General features: G+C 71.4%; 20 protein-coding genes and 1 pseudogene. 8 read left to right on the forward strand and 13 right to left on the reverse strand.

Annotated elements, in window-relative coordinates; translation table 11 throughout:
- Positions 1-24 precede the first annotated feature (24 nt).
- Positions 25-375, forward strand: coding sequence for a DUF4229 domain-containing protein (locus tag AC5Y4Z_RS19575; RefSeq protein ID WP_499966293.1), 351 nt, complete (start codon positions 25-27; stop codon positions 373-375).
- A gap of 10 nt (positions 376-385) precedes the next feature.
- Here the strand turns inward: AC5Y4Z_RS19575 and AC5Y4Z_RS19580 are convergent, their stop codons facing one another.
- Complete coding sequence (locus tag AC5Y4Z_RS19580; RefSeq protein WP_499966295.1) at positions 386-1,258, reverse strand: 1,4-dihydroxy-2-naphthoate polyprenyltransferase; 873 nt, start codon at positions 1,256-1,258, stop codon at positions 386-388.
- Between the two features lie 34 nt (positions 1,259-1,292).
- Here AC5Y4Z_RS19580 and AC5Y4Z_RS19585 point away from each other — a divergent pair, with 34 nt between their 5' ends.
- Complete coding sequence (locus AC5Y4Z_RS19585; protein WP_499966297.1) at positions 1,293-2,069, forward strand: S-methyl-5'-thioadenosine phosphorylase; 777 nt, start codon at positions 1,293-1,295, stop codon at positions 2,067-2,069.
- Positions 2,066-3,094, forward strand: a complete 1,029-nt coding sequence (locus AC5Y4Z_RS19590) for an NAD-dependent epimerase/dehydratase family protein (protein ID WP_499966299.1) — start codon at positions 2,066-2,068, stop codon at positions 3,092-3,094. The genes AC5Y4Z_RS19585 and AC5Y4Z_RS19590 overlap by 4 nt, the downstream gene beginning before the upstream one ends.
- Here AC5Y4Z_RS19590 and AC5Y4Z_RS19595 read toward each other — a convergent pair.
- Positions 3,091-4,722 (reverse strand): DUF7937 domain-containing protein, encoded by a 1,632-nt coding sequence (locus AC5Y4Z_RS19595; protein ID WP_499966301.1) that lies wholly within the window; start codon positions 4,720-4,722, stop codon positions 3,091-3,093. The two genes, AC5Y4Z_RS19590 and AC5Y4Z_RS19595, sit on opposite strands and share 4 nt — an antisense overlap.
- A gap of 295 nt (positions 4,723-5,017) precedes the next feature.
- On the opposite strand from AC5Y4Z_RS19595, the gene AC5Y4Z_RS19600 reads away from it, so the two are divergent.
- Genes AC5Y4Z_RS19600 through AC5Y4Z_RS19610 form a run of 3 tightly spaced genes read left to right on the forward strand, consistent with a single transcriptional unit; the run spans position 5,018 to position 8,065 of the window.
- Complete coding sequence (locus AC5Y4Z_RS19600; protein WP_499966303.1) at positions 5,018-6,727, forward strand: DUF7159 family protein; 1,710 nt, start codon at positions 5,018-5,020, stop codon at positions 6,725-6,727.
- A 13-nt stretch (positions 6,728-6,740) separates the two neighbouring features.
- Positions 6,741-7,397 carry a glycosyltransferase family 2 protein gene (locus AC5Y4Z_RS19605; RefSeq protein WP_499966305.1) on the forward strand — a complete coding sequence of 219 codons (657 nt, stop codon included), beginning with the start codon at positions 6,741-6,743 and terminating at the stop codon, positions 7,395-7,397.
- A complete protein-coding gene (locus AC5Y4Z_RS19610; protein ID WP_499966307.1) occupies positions 7,394-8,065 on the forward strand; it encodes a TIGR04282 family arsenosugar biosynthesis glycosyltransferase in 672 nt (223 codons plus the stop codon). The genes AC5Y4Z_RS19605 and AC5Y4Z_RS19610 overlap by 4 nt, the downstream gene beginning before the upstream one ends.
- Before the next feature lie 209 nt (positions 8,066-8,274).
- On the opposite strand, the gene AC5Y4Z_RS19615 is transcribed toward AC5Y4Z_RS19610, so the two are convergent.
- The 10 genes from AC5Y4Z_RS19615 to AC5Y4Z_RS19660 all read right to left on the reverse strand — a co-directional run bounded on the left by AC5Y4Z_RS19615 (position 8,275) and on the right by AC5Y4Z_RS19660 (position 16,437).
- A complete protein-coding gene (locus AC5Y4Z_RS19615; RefSeq protein ID WP_499966308.1) occupies positions 8,275-9,627 on the reverse strand; it encodes a hypothetical protein in 1,353 nt (450 codons plus the stop codon).
- Positions 9,628-9,638: 11 nt separating this feature from the next.
- Positions 9,639-10,724, reverse strand: coding sequence for an o-succinylbenzoate--CoA ligase (gene menE, locus AC5Y4Z_RS19620; protein ID WP_499966380.1), 1,086 nt, complete (start codon positions 10,722-10,724; stop codon positions 9,639-9,641).
- A gap of 68 nt (positions 10,725-10,792) precedes the next feature.
- Positions 10,793-11,104 (reverse strand): DUF3349 domain-containing protein, encoded by a 312-nt coding sequence (locus AC5Y4Z_RS19625; RefSeq protein WP_499966309.1) that lies wholly within the window; start codon positions 11,102-11,104, stop codon positions 10,793-10,795.
- Positions 11,105-11,145: 41 nt separating this feature from the next.
- The gene (locus AC5Y4Z_RS19630; protein ID WP_499966311.1) at positions 11,146-11,454 is read right to left on the reverse strand and encodes a hypothetical protein; all 309 of its coding nucleotides are present in this window, start codon (positions 11,452-11,454) and stop codon (positions 11,146-11,148) included.
- A complete protein-coding gene (locus AC5Y4Z_RS19635) occupies positions 11,451-12,704 on the reverse strand; it encodes an inorganic phosphate transporter (protein WP_499966313.1) in 1,254 nt (417 codons plus the stop codon). The genes AC5Y4Z_RS19630 and AC5Y4Z_RS19635 overlap by 4 nt, the downstream gene beginning before the upstream one ends.
- Positions 12,705-12,802: 98 nt before the next feature.
- Positions 12,803-13,207: a VOC family protein gene (locus AC5Y4Z_RS19640; RefSeq protein WP_499966314.1), complete on the reverse strand. Its 405-nt coding sequence runs from the start codon at positions 13,205-13,207 to the stop codon at positions 12,803-12,805.
- Positions 13,208-13,228: 21 nt separating this feature from the next.
- The gene (locus AC5Y4Z_RS19645) at positions 13,229-14,113 is read right to left on the reverse strand and encodes an SDR family oxidoreductase (protein WP_499966316.1); all 885 of its coding nucleotides are present in this window, start codon (positions 14,111-14,113) and stop codon (positions 13,229-13,231) included.
- Between the two features lie 53 nt (positions 14,114-14,166).
- Positions 14,167-15,069 (reverse strand): 1,4-dihydroxy-2-naphthoyl-CoA synthase, encoded by a 903-nt coding sequence (locus tag AC5Y4Z_RS19650; protein WP_499966317.1) that lies wholly within the window; start codon positions 15,067-15,069, stop codon positions 14,167-14,169.
- A 13-nt stretch (positions 15,070-15,082) separates the two neighbouring features.
- Positions 15,083-15,538 (reverse strand): nitroreductase family deazaflavin-dependent oxidoreductase, encoded by a 456-nt coding sequence (locus AC5Y4Z_RS19655; RefSeq protein ID WP_499966318.1) that lies wholly within the window; start codon positions 15,536-15,538, stop codon positions 15,083-15,085.
- An 11-nt stretch (positions 15,539-15,549) separates the two neighbouring features.
- Entirely contained in the window at positions 15,550-16,437 is an 888-nt protein-coding gene (locus tag AC5Y4Z_RS19660) for an aldo/keto reductase (RefSeq protein WP_499966319.1), read from the reverse strand.
- 83 nt (positions 16,438-16,520) lie between these two features.
- Between AC5Y4Z_RS19660 and AC5Y4Z_RS19665 the strand changes: the two genes are divergently transcribed.
- Positions 16,521-17,066 (forward strand): TetR/AcrR family transcriptional regulator, encoded by a 546-nt coding sequence (locus tag AC5Y4Z_RS19665; protein ID WP_499966321.1) that lies wholly within the window; start codon positions 16,521-16,523, stop codon positions 17,064-17,066.
- A 71-nt stretch (positions 17,067-17,137) separates the two neighbouring features.
- On the opposite strand, the pseudogene fadD8 reads toward AC5Y4Z_RS19665, so the two are convergent.
- Positions 17,138-18,819, reverse strand: a pseudogene (fadD8, locus tag AC5Y4Z_RS19670) (fatty-acid--CoA ligase FadD8).
- Between fadD8 and AC5Y4Z_RS19675 the strand changes: the two are divergent.
- Positions 18,805-20,409 (forward strand): amidohydrolase, encoded by a 1,605-nt coding sequence (locus tag AC5Y4Z_RS19675; protein ID WP_499966323.1) that lies wholly within the window; start codon positions 18,805-18,807, stop codon positions 20,407-20,409. The pseudogene fadD8 and the gene AC5Y4Z_RS19675 sit on opposite strands and share 15 nt — an antisense overlap.
- The last annotated feature ends 45 nt before the right edge of the window (positions 20,410-20,454 follow it).

Genomic DNA, 20,454 nt, shown 5'->3' on the forward strand with positions numbered 1-20,454 from the left:
ATACCTGCGCCGTAGGCTCGGGGTGTGTCTGAACGGCCTGGCGAGAACGGGACCCATGAGCGTGCGCGGACCAGCGCGGTCGTCGACGTTTTGCTGTACACGGCGGCCCGGCTGGGGCTGGTGCTGGTCCTCAGCGCCGCGATCTACGGCGTCGCGCGATTGCTGGGGGTGGCGCAGTTCCCCGTCGTGGTCGCGGTGTTGTTCGCTCTCATCATCGCGATGCCCCTGGGCATCTGGGTGTTCGGGCCGCTGCGCCGGCGCGCGACCGCTTCGCTCGCGGTGGCCGGCGAACGCCGGCGCCGGGAGCGCGAACAGCTGCAGGCCCGGCTGCGCGGGGAGGCGCCACCCGACGAGCCCGGCGTGCCCGGCGACTAGGTGCGCCCGTTCAGCGCGCGAGCGCCAGCGCGGCCGCCACCGCGATCGCCCACACCACCATCGCCAGCCCGGTGTCGCGCAACACCGGAATCAGTTGGGGCCCGCCGCGGCCCGATCGCACCGGGGCGGCCGCGCGCAGCGCCAGCGGGGTGGCCACCAATCCCACCGCGCACCACGGCGTCGCCGCCATGAGCACCAGGGTCAGCGCCCCGGCGGTGGCCAGCAGCGTTTGGTAGAGGACCCGGGTGCGGGCATCGCCCAGCCGCACGGCCAGGGTCACCTTCTGCGAGCGGGCGTCGGTGGGGATGTCGCGCAGGTTGTTGGCCACCAGCACCGACGACGACAGCGCCCCGACCGACACCGCCAGCACCAGCCCGACCCAGTCCACCCGCAACGCCTGGGTGTACTGGGTGCCCAGCACCGCGACCAGGCCGAAGAACACGAACACCGCGACCTCGCCAAAACCCGCGTAGCCGTAAGGCTTTGACCCGCCCGTGTACAGCCACGCCCCGGCGATGCAGGCCGCGCCGACCGCGATCAGCCACGGCGCGCTGCACAACGCCAGCGCCACCCCGGCCGCCGCCCCCACCGACAGGCTCGTCACCGCCGCGGCCAACACCGAGCGCGGGGTGGCCAGCCGCGCGCCCACCAGGCGCACCGGCCCGGCCCGGTCGTCGTCGGTGCCGCGGATGCCGTCGGAGTAGTCGTTGGCGTAGTTGACACCCACGATGAACGCCACCGCGACGGCCAGCGCCAGCAGCGCCTTCCACCACACCGCGGATCCCAGCCACGCCGCGGCGCCCGTGCCGGCCACCACCGGCGCCACCGCGTTGGGCAGCGTCCGGGGCCGGGCACCCGAGACCCACTGCGCGAAACTGGCCACCAGGGCATCCTGCCCTATGCACCACAATGGTCGGATGCTCGGAGTCATCGGCGGCAGCGGCTTCTACACGTTCTTCGAGTCCGGCACCCGCGACGTCGACGTCGACACCCCGTACGGCCCGCCCAGCGCCCCAGTCACGGTCGGCGCCGTCGGCGGGCGCGAGGTCGCGTTCCTGCCGCGGCACGGCGCGACGCACCAGTTCTCGGCGCACACCGTGCCCTATCGGGCCAACATGTGGGCGCTGCGCAAGCTCGGCGTGCGGCGGGTGCTCGGCCCCTGCGCGGTCGGCAGCCTGGATCCGGCCAACGGCCCGGGCGCGGTGGTGGTGCCCGACCAGCTGGTGGACCGCACCAGCGGGCGCGCCGACACCTACTTCGACTCCGGCGCCGTCCACGTCGACTTCGCCGATCCCTACTGCCCTGGCCTGCGGGAAGCGGCCACCGGCCTGCCCGGCGTGGTCGACGGCGGCACCATGGTGGTGATCCAGGGACCGCGGTTTTCCACCAGGGCGGAGAGCCGCTGGTTCGCCTCGGCGGGGTTCGCCCTGGTCAACATGACCGGCTACCCGGAGGCGGTGCTGGCGCGGGAACTCGAAATATGTTATGCGGCAATCGCATTGGTGACCGACCTGGACGCCGGCGTCGCGGCCGGCGAGGGCGTGAAGGCCGTCGACGTGTTCGCCGAATTCGAACGGAACATGGGACCGTTCAAGGAACTGGTCCGCGCGGCGATCGGGCGGGTCACCGACGAGGGCGCGTGCGCGCACTGCCTGCCGCACACCGGGGTCACGCTGCCGGTGGAGTTGCCGTGAGGGTGTTGCTGACCGGCGCGGCCGGCTTCATCGGGTCGCGGGTGGACGCGGCGCTGCGGGCGGCGGGCCACGACGTGGTCGGTGTCGACGCGCTGCTGCCCGCGGCGCACGGCCCGGACGCGGTGCCGCCGCCGGGATGCCGGCGGGTCGACCTCCGCGACGGCGAGGCGCTGGCCCCGCTGCTGGACGGCGTGGACGTCGTCTGTCATCAGGCGGCGATGGTGGGTGCGGGCGTCGACGCTGCCGACGCGCCGGCGTACGGCGGCCACAACGATTTCGCCACCACGGTGCTGCTGGCGCGAATGTTCGCCGCCCGGGTGCGCCGCCTGGTGCTGGCGTCCTCGATGGTGGTCTACGGGCAGGGCCACTACGCCTGCCCCGAACACGGGCTCGTCGATCCGCCGCCGCGGCGGCGCGCCGACCTCGACGCCGGAGTCTTCGAAAACCGTTGTCCGGTATGCGGACTGGACACGACGTGGCGATTGGTCGACGAGGACGCCGCCCTGCGGCCGCGCAGCCTGTACGCCGCCAGCAAGACCGCGCAGGAGCACTACGCGCTGGCGTGGTCGGAGGCGACGGGCGGCTCGGTGGTGGCGCTGCGCTACCACAACGTCTACGGGCCCGGCATGCCGCGCGACACCCCGTATTCCGGCGTGGCGGCAATCTTCCGCTCTTCGCTGGAAAAGGGCGAGCCGCCAAGGGTTTTCGAGGATGGCGGCCAGATGCGTGACTTCGTGCATGTCGACGACGTAGCTGCCGCCAACCTCGCGGCCATGAGTGTCCAGGACGGCTTCACCGCCGTCAACGTCTGCTCCGGACAACCGATCTCAATCCTGGAGGTGGCCACCGCGCTGTGCGACGCGCGCGGCACCTCGCTCGCCCCAACGGTCACCGGGCAGTACCGCAGCGGCGACGTGCGCCACATCGTCGCCGATCCCACCCGCGCCGCGCAGCTGCTGGGATTCCGGGCGGCGATCGATCCGCGCGCGGGACTGCGCGAATTCGCCTTCGCGCCTTTGCGTTAACTCGGCGGCCGGAAGATCCTGGGCTTCTGCAGGGGGATCTGCCGGGTGGCGGAGTCGTCACCGCGGAAGATGCGCGGCGAAGCGCCCGGCCGCGGCGGAGCGCCGGTGGGGATACGCGTGGTCGCCGCCCCCGACGGCGGGGCGCCCCGGCCGACCGGGATGCGCGTCGTCGGCGCGCTGGCGCCTTTGGCACCGGCGGCGCGCTTGCGGGCGGCGAGGCGTTTCTGGCGGCGCAGCCGCCGCCCGCTGAGGTGGCCCGTGACGACCGCGGCCGCGAGAATGCACAGCGCCAGCACGCACAGAGCGACGTCGAACGTGCTGGTGATCTGTTGCGCAAGGTTGTTGCCGTAGACCGGGTTCGGGGCGGGCGCGTTCGGCGACTCCTCGAACCGCGGCGCCAGCGCGACGCCCACGACGACGCGCGAGATGCTCAGGGTGGCCACCAAACCACAGAGCGAGGAGACCAGCCTGGCCGCGACGGCGTCGTTGCCGAGGTTGATGCGCAACCAGATCGCGAGCACCGCGGTGGCCAGATCGAACGCGGCCAGCACCAGGGTGTCGTAGCGCGAGAACGGATAGTTCAGGCTCACGGCGACGGCGAGGTCGGTGAACCGCATGAACATCGACCCCAGGCACCAAACGATGATGAGCAGCAACCCATTTCGGGCCGCCGCGCGCCACGCGTTCTCCTCGGTCGCCGACGCGTCGCGGCGGGCCAGCAGGGTCCGCGGCGCGAAGATCGCCGCGGCCGCCGCCCACGCCAGGTAGCCCTCGAAACCGACGCCGGCCGTCGAGGTGTTCTGCGCGATGCCGTGGAACGCGTCGATGTCGCGGCCGACGGGAAGGATCCACACGAGGACCCCGGCCACCAGGGTGGACACGCCGAGGGCCACCGTCGCCAGCCGCGACGCCCTGGTGGTGCGCAACAGCCAGCGCGACGCGACCAGGACGGCGACCAGCGCCACCACGCCGTAGACCACCGCCGTCACGATGACGGCGATGTTCTGCTTACCGAACTCGGACGAACCGTTCGCGCCGTGCAGCGCGTAGCGCACCCGCCAGAACAGGTTGAAGGCGAAGCTCAGCGCCGCACCCGCCATCGACGCGTAGCCGATGACCCGCGCGGGCCGGGCGCCGGCGTCGGGGTCGTCGCCGGCGGGCGCCGGTTGCGCGCTCAACAGAGCGCCGGCGATCCCGACCCACGCGCCCGGTCCGACACCGCCCGGCACGTTCACCGTGCCGCCGAACCGGACGGTCTCGACGATGTCGAACACGACAAAGCCCAGGACCAGCAGCGCATAGGGGAGGTTCAGCGCCAGCCGAAGCCGCCCGGCCAGCGCGGGATTGAACCGCGCGCTCGACGACCGCGAGGACCCGGCCAGGACGATCGAGGCCAGGGACAGCAACGTCGCGACGAACAGCAGGGCCGACACCACCGTGTTGCTGCGCGGGATCCCAAGCCCGACATACAGATTCCACGGCAACAACAGCGCCACCACGAGCAGTGCGGCCGCGGTCAGATCGCCGGCGACGTCCCGCCGCCGGCTGGATGTTGGCGTCCCGGCGGGCGCGGGTGGTGTCCGCCCGCGGATGGGGCCGGTAGGGGCGTCGTCGCTGGTCTGACTCACGGTTCCCCCCGCATATCGAGGACGGCCATCGGTGGCGCAACGTTGGCCGCCGGGCGGGGGAACCCCCTGCCGCGCCGACGTCGTTGCTCAGTTGAAAACATAATCTCCGTTCGGCCAACGCGGCAGTGCTGAGAACGTGCGGTACCGCGGATAACCTGGCGCGGTTTGCCAACCCGGTTACGCTGCGCTCACAGGCTAACGTGTCGACCGAATGACCGTAGGTGCCGACGGCATCGCAGTGCAATGATGCCGGGACATGCTGGTGGCGGGGTAGCCAGGCCGAAGGAGAGCCGGGATGGACGTCGTTTTGGGGGTCGCGGTCGCGGGTCCCGTTGCCCGCTTGGCGCTCGTCGGGTCGGGCTCGGACGTGATCGACCAATCCGTCGTCGAGCTGGGCGGCAACCCGATCGGCACCCTGACCGAGACCGTGGCCGGGACGAACCGATTGCTGGCCGACGAAAACCACCGGCTCGTCGCCACCCGGCTGTGCTGGCCCGACGCCGGCCAGGCCGACCAGCTCCGCCGGGCGCTGGAGGATTCCGGTGTGCACAACGTGGCGGTGCTCTCGGAGTCGCAGGCGGTGACGGCGCTGATGCGCGCGGCCGGCCGGACCGGCGGTGTCCTGGTGGTCGACGACGAGACCGCGACGCTGTCGGTGGTCGGTTCGGGCGGCGACGACGCGCCGCCGACGATGCTGGCCCAGCAGCCGCTTGCGGCCTCGGGACCCGACGCCACCGCCGCGTTGGACACGATGATGGCCCGGCTCAACGACCAGCCCGGCGCCCCGCAGGACGTCTACCTTGTGGGGGCGTCGTCGAACCTGAACCGGGTCGCCGACCAGCTGCGCGACGCGTCGACCATGCGCGTGGAGATTCCCGAAGACCCCACCTTTGCGCTCGCCCGCGGCGCGGCGCTGGCCGCCGCGCCCGTGGCTTTGGATGCGACGGCGATGGCGCCGGCGGTGGGGCTGACCGGCGACGCGACGGCGATGGCGCCGGCGGCCGGGCTCACCGGCGACGAGACCGCGTTCGCGCCCGCTGCCGAGCCGGCCGGCGAGGAACAGCAGCTGGCGTACTCGATGGCGGACGAGGGCGAGCCGTACGCAGCGGACGAATTCGGTTCCGAATTCGACGATTTCGGCGAATACGACGACGACGCGACCGCGACCGGCCGGGTGCCGCTGAGCAGACGGTCGTTGGTGCTCGGCAACGCCGTGATCGCCTTCGCCGTCATCGGTTTCGCTTCGCTGGCCGCCGCGGTGGCCATCGCCGTCCGGCCGACCGCCAGTGCGCAGCCGGTGGTGGGGCACCAGAACGCCGCCCCCGGCAAGTTCATGCCGCTGCTGCCGACCCAGCAGCAGGCGCCGGTGCCACCACCGCCGCCCGAGGCGCCCAACGCCGGGTTCCAGGGCGGCGTCATCCCGGCCCCGACCGGCGGGGGCACGGGTCCGCAGCAGCTGCCGGCGCCGGCCGGCCCCGTCGGGCCGGAGACGCCGGGGACCCCCGGTTTCGTGCCCAACCCGAATCCGGGTGTGCCGATCCCGGTGCCGATCATCATTCCGTTCCCGGGCTGGCAGCCCCCGTATCAGCCGCCGTATACGCCGCCGACCACACCGTCGACGCCGACGACGCCGACGACGCCGCCTACGACGACCGCGGTGACCACCACGCAGCCGCCGACGACCACCACGCAGCCGCCGACCACGAGCACGCAGCCGCCGACCACGAGCACGCAGCCGCCGACCACGAGCACGCAGGCGCCGGTGACCACCACGCAGGCGCCGGTGACCACCACGCAGGCACCGGTGACGACGCAGGCGCCCGTGACCACTCAGGCTCCCGTGACCACCCAGGCGCCGGTGACCACCCAGGCCCCGGTGACCCAGCAGCCCACGCAGCAAACAGCGGCGCCGAAGCCACCACCGACGCAACAGCAGACCGTCGCGCCGAAGCCGGCTCAGCCGACGCAGCAGGCCCCGAAACCCGGGCACCTTCCCGGGTTCTGAGCGCGGTCGGGCGATGCGGGGCGATGCGGTCACGGTCGTGCTGCCGTGCCTCAACGAGGAGGAGTCTCTGCCGGCCGTGCTGGCGGCCGTTCCGGACGGCTATTGCCCGCTCGTGGTGGACAACAACAGCACCGACGAAACCGCCGCGGTCGCCGCCCGGTACGGCGCCCGGGTGGTGAGCGAACCGCGGCCCGGCTACGGGTCGGCGGTCCACGCGGGCGTCGTGGCCGCGACGACGCCGATCGTCGCGGTCATCGACGCCGACGGCTCGCTGGACCCCGGTGATTTGCCGCGGCTCGTCGCCGCGCTGGACGAGGGCGCCGACCTGGTGATCGGCCGTCGGCGCCCGGTGCCCGGGCTGCACTGGCCGTGGGTCGCCCGGGTGGGCACCGTGGTGATGAGCTGGCGGTTGCGCACCCGCCATGGCCTGCCGGTGCACGACATCGCCCCGATGCGCGTCGCCGGCCGCGAGGCGTTGCTGAATCTCGGTGTCGCCGACCGGCGCTCGGGCTACCCACTGGAGCTGCTGGTCCGGGCTGCGGCCGCCGGCTGGCGGGTGGTCGAGCTCGACGTCAGCTACGGCCCGCGCACGGGCGGCAAGTCGAAGGTCAGCGGTTCGCTGCGGGGCAGCATCACCGCGATCCTGGACTTCTGGAAGGTGATTTCGTGAGCGTCCTGCCGGTCAGCCTGCTGGTGGTCGCCAAGGCGCCGGAACCCGGGCGCGCCAAGACGCGTCTCGCCGCGACCGTCGGCGACCGCGTCGCCGCCGACATCGCCGCCGCGGCGCTGCTGGACACGCTGGACGCGGTGGCCGCCGCTTCGGTGGCGGCCCGGGTGGTGGCCCTCACGGGCGACCTCGGCGCGGCCGCGGGCGCCGCCGAGATCCGGCGACGGCTCGAGTCCTTCACGGTGATCCCGCAGCGTGGTGACGACTTCGCCGACCGGCTCGCCAACGCCCATTGTGACGCGGGCTCGATCTTCGAGGGCTGCCCGGTGCTGCAGATCGGGATGGACACCCCTCAGGTCAGCGCCGAACTGTTGACCGATTGCGCGCGTCGGCTGCTAGAGGCGCCGGCGATCCTCGGGTTGGCCCACGACGGTGGTTGGTGGGCGCTCGGGGTGACCGCGCCGTCGATGGCCGAATGCCTGCGCGCCGTGCCGATGTCTCAAGCCGATACCGGGGCGTTGACCTTGAAGGCATTGCGCGACAACGGCATTGACGTGGTATCGGTGCAGCGCCTAGCCGACGTCGACGTCGTCGACGACGTCGCCGTGGTGCGCGACGCCTGCGGGGCCGCCAGCCGCTTCGCGCGGGTCACCCGCGCGGCCGGGCTATGAATCCATGGCTTTGGGTGTGAATCGTGGGCGGAATATTCGGCTGGAGACCGCCACTGGCTCACAGTCAAAGCCCTGGGCTCACAGTCAATTATGTCGTGGGTCTGTGACGGCTTGGGTGTGAATCTATGGCTTTGGGTGTGAATCGTGGGCGGAATATTCGGCCGGAGACCGCCACTGGCTCACAATCAAAGCCCTGGGCTCACACTCGATCACCAGTTGGTGACCATGACGGTGTTCACAAGCAGCGCCCCGGGGGCGTTGACCGCCAGCCACCACCGATGTGAGCGCACCGGCAGCAGCGCCGGCGCCGCGGTGAGCCAGACGGTGAACGGCAACCAGATCCGTTCCACCTCGGCCTTGCTCAGCATGCTCAGGTCGGCGCAGACGATGACGGCCAGCATGGCCAGCAGCACCAGGTGGAAGCCGCAGCGGCGGCGGATGGCAACGAAGTCGAACACCCGGCTGAGGCCCGCGACGCTGCCCAGCCCGATCGCGCACACCACGCACGCCAGGTTGGCCCAGCTCCAATACTGAAACGGCCGGTCCTTGGCGATCCCCTGCCAATAGCGTTGCTGCACAAGCGTATAGCCATCGAACCAGTAGAACCCCGCGACGGCGAAGGTCACCGCGACCGCCAGCGCGGTCAGGGCCGCCGGGCCAAGCGCGCGCAGCACCGCGCGCCAATCGCGCGCCGAGACCAGCACCGCGAACGCCGGCAGCCCCAGCAGGATCAGGCCGTAGTTGAGGAAAACGCCCCAGCCCAGCAGCAGCCCCGCGGCGGCCGCGACCAGCGCGGGGAACCGCACGGGACGGTGCACCGCCACCGCCAGCAGCGCGAGGCCCCACGCCGCGACCCCGGCGAAATAGCCGTCGGCCGACACCGCGATCCAGATCGCCGTCGGCGCCACGGCGACGAACGGCGCCGCGCGGCGCGCGATCTGCTCGTCGGCGAGCGCGCGCACGGCGATCACCACGGCCGCCGCCGCACTCGAGCCGGCCAGCAGGCACAGCAGGCCGGCCCAGGCGCCGCCGTGCAGCCCGATCCGGTCCAGCCACACGAATGTCAGCAACGCGCCGGGGGGATGCCCCGAAACGTGGGTGACCCACGAGTCGGGCTGGTAGTCGACGATCCGGCTTGCGAACCCGCGCAGCGCGGCCGGGATGTCGGTGATGCCCGGCACCTGCGACAGGTACTCGTCGCGGGTGGTCAGCCGCCCGGCGAAGCCGCGCTGCCAGCCGTCGATCATCGCCAGCGCGAACGCCCACCCGCAGGCGGTGGCCCACGCGCCCAGCGTCAGAGCCCGCCACGAAAGGCGTTGCGCGACGGCGGGTCCCCACACGACGGCGGCCACGGCGATGAGGATGGCCGGGCCGGTTCCCCAGCTGGCGTGGATCTCCCAGGCGCCGAAGATCGGCGAGGCGCCGGCGTGCGTGGCGAACCGCTCCTGGCCCACGTCCAGCCGCGGCCTGACTCCCCAGTGCAGGCGCGGCAGCACGAACGCCGCCGCCACCAGGACGCCCCCGACCGCGACGGCTGCCAGCTCCCGTCGCGCGACCCTCACGATCGACCAGCCTATTGTCCGAACCGGCGCGCCAGCGCCACCCGGTCGACCTTGCCGATGCCGCGCCGCGGCAGCGCGTCGACGACGTGCAGCTCGCGCGGGGCGGCGGTGGCGTTCAAAACGCGGGTCACCTGATCCCGCAACGCGGCCAGCGTCGGCGCCTCGGCGCCGTCGCTAACCACGATCGCGGCGACCACCCGCTGCCCCAGTCGGCCGTCGGCGACGCCGAAGACCGCGCAGTCGGCGACCGCGGGGTGGGCGCACAGCGCGGCCTCCACCGGCTGCGGCAGCACCGTCAGCCCGCCCGTGCTGATCGCGTCGTCGGCGCGGCCCAGCACGCTCAGCACACCCGCGTCATCCAGCGAGCCCAGGTCCTCGGTGTAAAACCAGCCCGGCTCGGCGAAGGGGTCGGGGTCGACTGGGTTGCGGTAGCCCTTGGCCAGCGTCGCCCCACCGATGACGATGCGGCCGTCGTCGGCCACCCGCACCGCCACCCCGTCCAGCGGCACCCCGTCGTACACGCAGCCGCCCGCGGTCTCGCTCATCCCGTAGGTGCGCACCACCGCGATGCCCGCCGCGGCGGCGGCGTCGAGGACCGGTCGCGGCGCCGGCCCGCCGCCCAGCAGCACGGCGTCCAGCTCGGCCAGCGCGGCGGCGGCCGCCGGGTCGGCCAGCGCCTTGGCCAGCTGGGCGGCGACCAGCGACGTGTATCGCCGCCCGGGCCCCAATCGCCTTATCGCACTGGGCAATTCGCTGACATCGAACCCGCCGGCCACGTCCAGCTCGACGGGCACGGTGCCGGCGAGCAGGCTGCGCACCAGGACCTGCAGGCCGGCGATGTGATGTGGCGGCAATGCCAGCAGCCAGGACCCGGGTCCGCCGAGGCGGGCGTGGGTGGCCGACGCGCTGGCGGTCAGCGCGGCCGCGGTCAGCAGGGCGCCCTTGGGCGCGCCGGTGGTTCCGGACGTCGCGGCCACCAGGGCCACGTCGTCGTCGATCTCCTCACCCACCCGCAAGCCCACGCGCAGGCCCGCCGCCGGGGCGCCGCCGTCGTCGGGAGGCACCGCGACCAGCGCGGGTTCGCTGCCGTCGAGCACCCGCGCCAGCGCCGGCAGCAACACGGGGGCGGCGGAGCCCGCCGGGACGCCGAGCGCGCGCAGGACGGCTATGCGCGGTCTCCGCTGCCCAGGCCGTCGCGGGGCCCGTCGAGCGGCCAGCCCTTGGCTGCCAACCGGGTTCGGACGCGCTCGATGTCGTCCGGCGCCGGCAGCTCGTCGGTGATCTGGGTGATCGCGACGCCGATGTCGATGTCGTCGAAGTCGCCCCGCTGCATGAGTTCGTGCGCCACGGCCACGGCTTCGTCGTTACTCAGCCGACGGGTCAGCAGGGCGAGCACCGCGAAGCTGTCGGTCGCCGGGATGCCCTCCGGATATCCCGCGCGCAGCCATGAGACGACTGAACTAAGGAAGCGGTTCACTCTGCTATCTCTCGGCGCAAGGGCAAAACAACGATCCAATGCTACTTGGCGCCACCGGGGCGTGCCCCCAGGAACGGGTGGCCCAGTTGGTGGGCGAGGAAGTCGCGCGAGATGTAGAGCAGAGCCAAGGCGATCACCGCGATCACCAACGCGAAGATCACCCACGCGAGCGCCAGCATCAGCGGATTCTTGTGCGACGGACCGCCGTCGGTGCCGGCCTGCCCGCCGCCGATCGCATGGAACCGGAGCCCCAGGGCGAACAGGCCCGGCAGCGCGGCGCCGGCCAGCATGCTGAAGACCAGAATCTTCAGGGACGCTTCGTAATTGAACCAATCGCCGAAGTGGTTCACGAGAGGTTCCCCGCGCTTACCGTCGGGTCATCCGAGCCGGTCCGGGGCGGAGCCGGGATGCGTATCGCCGGCCCGGGGTCCGACGGCGGTGGCGGCGGCGGCGCGCCCGAGCCTTCGAGGCCGGCGGTGAGGCTGCCTTCCCACTCGGCGTTGACGTTCTTGTGGTCGACCTTGATCTTGCGCGAGCGCACGTAGATGGTGGCCGAGACCGCGACCAGCAGCCCGAAGCCGATGATCGCGCCGGGGTAGCCGCCGATGAAATGCACGATCCAGTACGTGATCGCCCCGACCAGCCCGGCCAGCGGAAGCGTGACCAGCCACGCGACCGCCATCCGGCCGGCCACCCCCCAACGCACCTCGCCGCCCGGCTTGCCCAGCCCGCTGCCGAGCACCGAACCGGTGCAGACCTGGGTCGTGGACAGCGCGTAGCCGAAGTGGGCGGACAGCAGAATGACTGCGGCCGAAGATGATTCGGCCGCCATGCCCTGCGGCGACTTGATCTCGACCAGTCCCTTGCCCAGGGTGCGGATGATCCGCCAGCCGCCCAGGTAGGTGCCCGACGCCATGGCCAGCGCGCACCCGACGATGACCCACAGCGGCGGTGCCACCGCGCTCTTGCTGACCGATCCGTAGGACATCAGCGCCAGGAAGATGATGCCCATCGTCTTCTGCGCGTCGTTGGTGCCGTGCGCCAGCGAAACCAGCGACGCCGAGCCCCACTGGCCGTAGCGGAACCCGGCCTCGGTGCGCTTGGCCGACACGCCGCGGGTGATCCGGTAGACCAGCCAGGTCGCGATCGCCCCGACGGCGATGGCGAGGATCGCCGAGACGACAGCCGGGATGATCGCCTTGGACACCACGCCTTTCCAGATCACGCCGTGGCCGCCGACGGCGGCGATGGTGGCGCCGACGATGCCCCCGATCAGCGCGTGCGAGGAACTGGAGGGGATGCCGAGGAACCAGGTCAGCAAGTTCCAGACGATGCCGCCGACCAGTCCGGCGAACACCAGGTCCAGCGTCACGACGTGGCCGTCGATCAGGCCCTTGGCGATGGTGGCCGCGACGGCGGTGGACATGAACGCGCCCACCAGGTTGAGTACCGCGGACAGCGCGACGGCCGCCTTGGGCGCCAGCGCGCCGCTGGCGATGGAGGTCGCCATCGCGTTGCCGGTGTCATGGAAGCCGTTGGTGAAATCGAAAGCGAGCGCCGTGATTACGACAATGATCAAGAGGAACAAATCGATGTTCACAGGGCCTGATTCTGGTAGTCGGGTGATTCAATTGTCGAACGGAAAGACGGCCGAAACGCAGGTGTACCTTGACTTGTCGTTCGATGTTAGCTGTTAGTTCACCGGATGTTCCCTTGGTCGCCGCGGGTGTCGCGGCGCAGCGGATGATCGCCGGGAACCTCGACGAAAATCAGTGTGATGCCGTCCGGATCCGTGACGTGCATCTCATGCAGGCCCCACGGTTCGCGGCGCGCCTCGCGGGCGATCGGCACCCCACGGCCGCGCAGCTCGGCCTGGGTCGCCTCGATGTCGCGGACCTGCAGCCACAGCGCCCCGGGAAACGGTCCCCGGGAATGGTCCGGCGAGCCGTAGCCGGCCAGCTCCAGCAAAGACTGGCCCGCGAAAAACACGGTGCCCGCGCCGTACTCGCGGGCTATCGCCAGGCCGATCTCGTCGCGGTAGAAGCTCAACGAACGCTCATAGTCCGCCGGCCGGAGCAGCATCCGACTGGCCAGGATCTCCATAGCCTCGTGTCTATCACGTCTCTAGCGGGCGGGCTGGATGCTCTGGCGCTGCATCAGGGTGTTGACCCACCGGGGTCCGAACGTGTCCAGCGCCTTGGCCGCGATCGCCATTCGCGGCGCGATCCGCACCGGGCGGGTGCGCGCGGCGGTGAGCATCCACTCGGCGGCCTCCTCCGACGTCAGCGCGGGCATCCCCTCGTAGGCCTTCGTCGGCGCGATCATCGGCGTGGCCACCAGCGGGTAGTACAGCGTCGTCGAGTGCACGCCGTGGCGGCCCCACTCGGTTTCGACCACCCGGCTCACCGTCGACAACGCGGCCTTCGAGGCGTTGTACACCGAGAACAGCGGCGAGGCCTCCGAGAGCACACCCCAGGTCGAGACGTTGATGATGTGGCCATCGCCGCGCTCGAGCATCCCGGGCGCGATCCCGCGGATCAGCCGCAGCGGCGAGTAGTAGTTGAGCACCATGGTCCGCTCGACGTCATGCCAGCGTTCCAGCGACTCGGCCAGCTGGCGGCGGATGGACCGGCCGGCGTTGTTGATCAGGATGTCGACGCCGCCGAGCCGCTGTTCGACGTCGGCGACCAGCGCGTCGACGGCGTCCATGTCCGAGAGGTCGCAGGGGATCGCGATGGCGGCGCCGCCGGCCTTGGTGATCCGGTCGGCCAGCGCGTCGAGCAGGTCGCCGCGACGGGCGACGACGACCACCGTCGCGCCCTCGCGGGCCAGGCGCTCGGCGCCGGCCTCGCCGATGCCCGACGACGCCCCGGTCAGCAGGATCCGCTTGCCGTCGAGGTTGACCGGTTTCATCGCGGGCCGGTTGATCAGGATCTGCGGCGCCATGGGCGGCCGCATGGTCGCCAGCACGAACTGGTCGGTCAGCCGGCGCAGGGGGCTCTTGCTCACAGGGGGCGAGTCTAGGCGGGCGGGTGGGGAGACCCGCGTCACGCTGGCGGACCCTAGAAATACCGCGGGAACGGGCTCCAGTCCGGGTCCCGCTTCTGCAGGAACGCGTCGCGGCCCTCGACGGCCTCGTCGGTCATGTACGCCAGCCGGGTGGCCTCACCGGCGAACAGCTGCTGACCCACCAGCCCGTCGTCGAGCAGGTTGAACGCGAACTTCAGCATCCGTTGCGCCTGAGGCGATTTGGCGTTGATCTCGCGTGCCCAGCCGATGGCCTCGGATTCCAGGTCGGCGTGGTCGACGACGGCGTTGACCGCGCCCATGCGGTGCATCTGCTCGGCGGTGTAGGCGCGGCCCAGGAAGAAGATCTCGCGGGCGAACTTCTGGCCTACCTGGCGGGCCAGATAGGCGCTGCCGTAGCCGCCGTCGAAGCTGCCGACGTCGGCGTCGGTCTGCTTGAAGCGGGCGTGTTCGCGGCTGGCCAGGGTGAGGTCGCACACCACGTGCAGGCTGTGCCCGCCGCCGGCCGCCCACCCGTTGACCAGGCAGATGACCACCTTGGGCATGAACCGGATCAGCCGCTGCACCTCGAGGATGTGCAGGCGGCCGGCGCGGGCGGCGTCGACGGTGTCCGCGGTGTCCCCGGAGGCGTATTGATACCCGGAGCGCCCGCGGATGCGCTGATCGCCGCCCGAGCAAAAGGCCCAGCCGCCGTCCTTGGGCGACGGGCCGTTGCCGGTCAGCAGCACCACGCCCACGTCGGGCGACATCCGGGCGTGGTCGAGTGCGGTGTACAGCTCGTCGACGGTGTGCGGCCGAAACGCGTTGCGCACCTCGGGCCGGTCGAACGCCACCCGCACCGTGGGGTCGGTGACGTGGCGGTGGTAGGTGATGTCGGTCAGGTCGCCGAATCCGTCGACGGGCCGCCACGCCTGCGCATCAAAGGGGTTGTCGCTCAATGTTTTCGGACTCCTACACCGGGTCGAAACGGAACACCGGGCAGATGCCCGCCAGCGCCTCGAATTCCTCGGGCCGGCCCCCGGTGACCAGCCCGGCGCGTTTCATGAAGCCGACGCCGGTGGGCACCTCCGTCGGAAACGCCCGCAGCAAGGGCCGCGCGTCGTCGGGGGACAGCTCGACCATGCGCACTCGCTCGACGCGCCGCCCGCGCGCGATGGTCACCTGGCCGGCCGCGCGCACGTTGGCCACCCAGTCGGCGCCGGGAAACCCGCCGACGACGTACTGTTTGCCGTCGACCGTCATCGGGGTCACCGGGGTCGACCGATCCCGCCCGGACTTGCGGCCCCGCACCGTCAGCACCACGGGGCTTTCGCCGCCGAAACTCAGTCCCAGCCGCGACATCCGGATGAAGACCTTGTTGGCCGGCTTCAGCCACCACGGCGGCCGTACGGTGTTGCCGCTTCCCATAGGCCGTGACGTTACCTCTGAAAGGGCTCGACCCCATGGGGCTGGGGCTCCGTCGTGCCGACGGCGTCCAGCCGGGCCATCGCGTCGGAGCTCAGGGTGACGTCCGCGGCGCCGAGGTTCTCCTCGAGGTGGGGGATCGACCGGGTGCCGGCGATCAGCAACGTGTTGGGCGTGTGGGCCAGCAGCCACGCCAGCCCGACCTGGGCGCCGGTGACGCCCAGTTGGTTGGCGATGTCGGCCACCACCGGGTGGACGGCGACCTTCGGGAATCCGGGGAACGCCGAGCCGAGCGGGAAATACGGCACCCACGCGATGCGCTCGGCCGCGCATAGCTGCAGGGCGGCTTCCTGGGAGCGGTCCAGCAGGCTGTAGGGGTTCTGCACGCACACGACGCCGGCGGGCAGCGCGCGCTGCACCACCTCGAGCGGCACGGCGCTGATTCCGATCGCGCCGATCTTGCCCTCGTCGCGCAGGGAGATCATCTCGGCGAGCTGGTCGTCGAGGTCGACGATCTGGTCGCCCTCGGCGGCCAGGCCCGGACCCAGGTCGAGCCGGCGCAGGTTGACCACCGGGATCCGGTCCAGACCGAGTTGGGCCAAATCGTCCTCCACCGCGGCGCGCAGTTCGGTCGGCTTCTGGGCGGGCGCCAGGGGCACGGGTTGTTCGCCGGTGTAGCGCGCACCGACCTTGCTGACGATGACCAGGTCTTTCGGGTAGGGGGCCAGCGCCGCGCGGATGCGGCGGTTCACCTCCCCGGGGCCATAAAACGACGCGGTGTCGATGTGGTTGACGCCGAGTTCGACGGCGCGACGCAGCACGGCCGCCGCGTCGTCGGGTGTGGCCTCGAACAGTTGCATCGCGCCGTAGCCGACGCGCGTGACCGGGGGAAAGGTTGTCATGGTGCTCCCGTCTGACACACTTGATAGGAATGCGGAGGAGCCTCCGCTTGTGCCGAGCCTAGCAGAAACGGAGGAGCCTCCGCTTGGTCACACCGAGTCGGTCCGATGCGCGCCGCAATCGCGAACGGCTGCTGGCCGCGGCCACCGCGGCGTTCACCGCGCACGGCGCGTCGGTCTCGCTGGAGTCGATCGCCCGCCACGCGGGCGTGGGAATCGGCACGCTGTACCGCCATTTCCCGAACCGGGAAGCTCTCGTCGAGGCGATCTACCGGGCGGAGCTCGCCGAGGTGGCGGCCGCGGCCGGGCAGCTGCTCGAGCGGCATCCGCCGAAGGTCGCGCTACGGCGCTGGATGGATCGCTACGCCGGCTTCGTGGCCGCCAAGCGGGGAATGGCCGAGTCTCTGCACGCGATCTTCGACTCGGGCGCCATGGAGCCCAGCCAGACCCGCGACAGCATCGTCGGCGCCGTCGACGCGCTGTTGCGCGCCGGCGCCGCCGATGCGACCCTGCGCGCCGACGTGCAGGCCGACGACGTGGTGTCGAGCCTCATCGGCATCTTTCTGGTCAGCGGTTCGCCCGAGCAGACATCTCGCATGCTCGACCTACTCGTGGCCGGCGTGACCCGCTAACCTTTGCCGAGCGTGCGGCCAGCCGCACTTTCGGCTGCGAGTGTGCGGCCAGCCGCACGCGGGGCGAGCATCTAGCCCACCGCGCGGCCGGCGCCCTCCCAGAACCGCGCCCGCACGGCCTTCTTGTCCGGCTTGCCGAGACCGGTCAGCGGCAGCGCGTCGACGATTTCGACCCGCTTGGGCGACTGCACCGAGCCCTTGCGCTCCTTGACCGCGGCCTGGATCTCGGCGGTCATGGCCTCGATCGCGGCGTCATCGCGCGGCGCATCGGCGCGCAGCACCACCACCGCGGTGACGGCCTCGCCCCACTTGTCGTCCGGGGTCCCGACGACGCACACCTGCGCGACGGCCGCGTGCTCGGCGATGACGTCCTCGACCTCGCGGGGGAACACGTTGAAGCCGCCCGTGACGATCATGTCCTTGACGCGGTCGACGATGAAGTAGAAGCCGTCCTCGTCCTCGCGGGCCATGTCACCGGTGTGCAGCCAGCCGTCTTTAAAAGTCTTCGCGGTCTCGTCAGGTAAATTCCAGTAGCCGCCGGCCAAAAGCGGTCCGCTGACGCAGATCTCGCCGGGTTCGCCCTGTGGCACCGGCTGGCCGTCCTCGCCGAGCAGCGCCACCCGCGCGAACAGCGTCGGGCGCCCGCACGAGGTGAGCCGCTTCTCGTCGTGGTCTCCCTTGGCCAGGTAGGTGATCGCCATCGGCGCCTCGGACTGTCCGTAGTACTGGGCGAAGATCGGGCCGAACCGCCGGATCGCCTCGGCCAGCCGCACCGGGTTCATCGCCGACGCGCCGTAGTAGACGGTCTCCAGTGACGACAGGTCGCGGGTGTGCGAGTCCGGGTGGTCCATCAGCGCGTAGAGCATCGACGGCACCAGCATGGTCGCCGTAATCTTTTGCTCTTCAATGGTTTTCAACACCTCGGCGGGATCGAACTTGCTCAGCACCACCATCTCGCCGCCCTTGACCACCGTCGGCGTGAAGAACGCCGCGCCGGCGTGTGACAGCGGCGTGCACATCAAAAACCGCGGGCTCTCCGGCCACTCCCATTCGGAGAGCTGGATCTGCGTCATCGCGGCGATGTTGCCGGTGGTGCCCATCACGCCCTTGGGCTTGCCGGTGGTGCCGCCGGTGTAGGCCATGCCCCCGATGTGGTCCGGCGCCAGCTCGGCGACCACCAGCGGCTTGGGTTCGTACTTGGCCGCCTCGGCCGACAGGTCGACCGCCACACCGGTGAGCGCCTCGGGCACCGGGCCGATGGTGAGGATCTGCTTGAGCGAGTCGACCTTCTCCAGCAGCCCCAGCGCGCGCTCGACGAATGCCGGGTTGGGGTCGACGATCAGCGAGCTGGCGCCGCAGTCGGACAGCACGTAGGCGTGGTCGTCCAGCGAGCCCAGCGGATGCAGCGCGGTGCGCCGGTAGCCCTGGGTCTGGCTGGCGCCGAGGATCATCAGCACCTCGGGGCGGTTCAGCGACAGCAGCCCCACGGTGACGCCGGTGCCGGCGCCCAGCGCCTCGAACGCCTGGGTGTACTGGCTGACCCGCTCGGCGAGCTGACCACCGGTCAGCGTGGTGTCGCCGAGGAAGAGCACGGGCTTGTTCTTGTGGCGCTTGAGCGCGCCTACCAGTAAGTGGCCGTTGTGGGTCGGATGGCGCAGCAACTCGTCACTCATGGCCCAAGACTAGAACGTGTTGCAATTCGGGTCGGTCGCGCCCTCCGACCACTAGCATCCGGCCTATGGCCGATGCCGATCTCGTCGTCACCGGAACGGTGCTGACCGTCGACGACGCGCGGCCCACGGCCGAGGCGCTGGCCGTGTCCGGCGGCCGGATCGTCGCCGTCGGCGCCCGCTCCGACGTCGCGGGCCTCGTCGGCCCGGACACGAAGACCGTCGACGTCGGTGACGGCTGCGTGATGCCGGGATTCGTTGAGGCGCACGGCCATCCGCTGATGGAAGCGATGGCGCTGTCGGACCGGATCGTCGACATCAGGCCGGTGACCGTGCGCGAGGCCGAGGACGTGGTCGCGGCCGTCGCCCGCGAGGCGAAAACCTGGGGGGACGCCGGGGCCTACCTCAACGGCTGGGACCCGTTGCTGCAGAACGGGCTTCCGGAGCCGACGCTGGCGTGGCTCGACGAGATCGCGCCCGACGGGCCGCTGGTGATCATCCACAATTCCGGGCACAAGGCCTATTTCAACTCCCGCGCCGCCCGGCAAGCCGGGCTCACCCGCGACACCCCGGATCCCAAGGGCGCCAAGTACGGCCGCGACGCCCGCGGCGAGCTCGACGGCAGCGCCGAGGAGACCGGCGCGGTGTTTCCGCTGTTGGCCGGCGCCATCCACCCCGGCGACTCCCCGGCACTGCTGCTCGCCGAGTGCGGCCGGCTCAACCGCGCCGGGCTGACGACCTGCTCGGAGATGGCCTTCGACCCGGCGTTTCGGCCGCTGGTCGAGCAAGTGCGGGGCGAGCTGACGGTCCGGCTGCGCACCTACGAGATCTCCAACCCGCAGATGCGCACCGACGCCACCCCCGGCGAGGGCGACGACATGCTGCGCCAGGTCGGCATCAAGATCTGGGTGGACGGCTCGCCGTGGGTGGGCAACATCGCCCTGACCTTCCCGTACCTGGAGAGCCCCGCCACCCGCACCATCGGGGTGACGCCCGGTTCCTGCGGGCACGCCAACTACACGAAAGAGCAGCTCGACGAGATCGTCGGCGCGTATTTCCCGCTGGGCTGGCCGATGGCCTGCCACGTGCACGGCGACGCCGGTGTCGACATCATCCTCGACGTCTACGAAGCGGCGCTGAAACGCCACCCGCGCGACGACCACCGGCTGCGGCTCGAACACGTCGGCGCCATCCGGCCCGACCAGCTGCGGCGCGCCGCCGACCTCGGGGTCACCTGCAGCATCTTCGTCGACCAGATCCACTACTGGGGCGACATCATCGTCGACGGGCTGTTCGGGCCCGAGCGCGGATCCCGTTGGATGCCAGCGGGTTCCGCGGTGGCCACCGGCATGCGCATCTCGCTGCACAACGACCCGCCGGTCACGCCCGAGGAGCCGCTGCGCAACATCAGCGTGGCCGCGACCCGCACCGCGCCCAGCGGCCGGGTGCTGGCGCCCGAGGAGCGGCTGACCGTCGAGCAGGCGATCCGCGCGCAGACCATCGACGCGGCCTGGCAGCTGTTCGCCGACGACGTGGTCGGCTCGCTCGAGGTCGGCAAGTACGCGGACCTGGTGGTGCTGTCGGCCGATCCGCGCACGGTGCCGCCCGAGCGGATCGCGGATCTGGACATTCGCGCGACGTATCTCGCCGGCCGCCAGGTGTACAGCGCGTGACGCCGACGCTCGAGGACCTGTTGGACCGCCTGCACGTGGTCGCGT

This window comes from Mycobacterium sp. NGS63, from assembly GCF_059812295.1.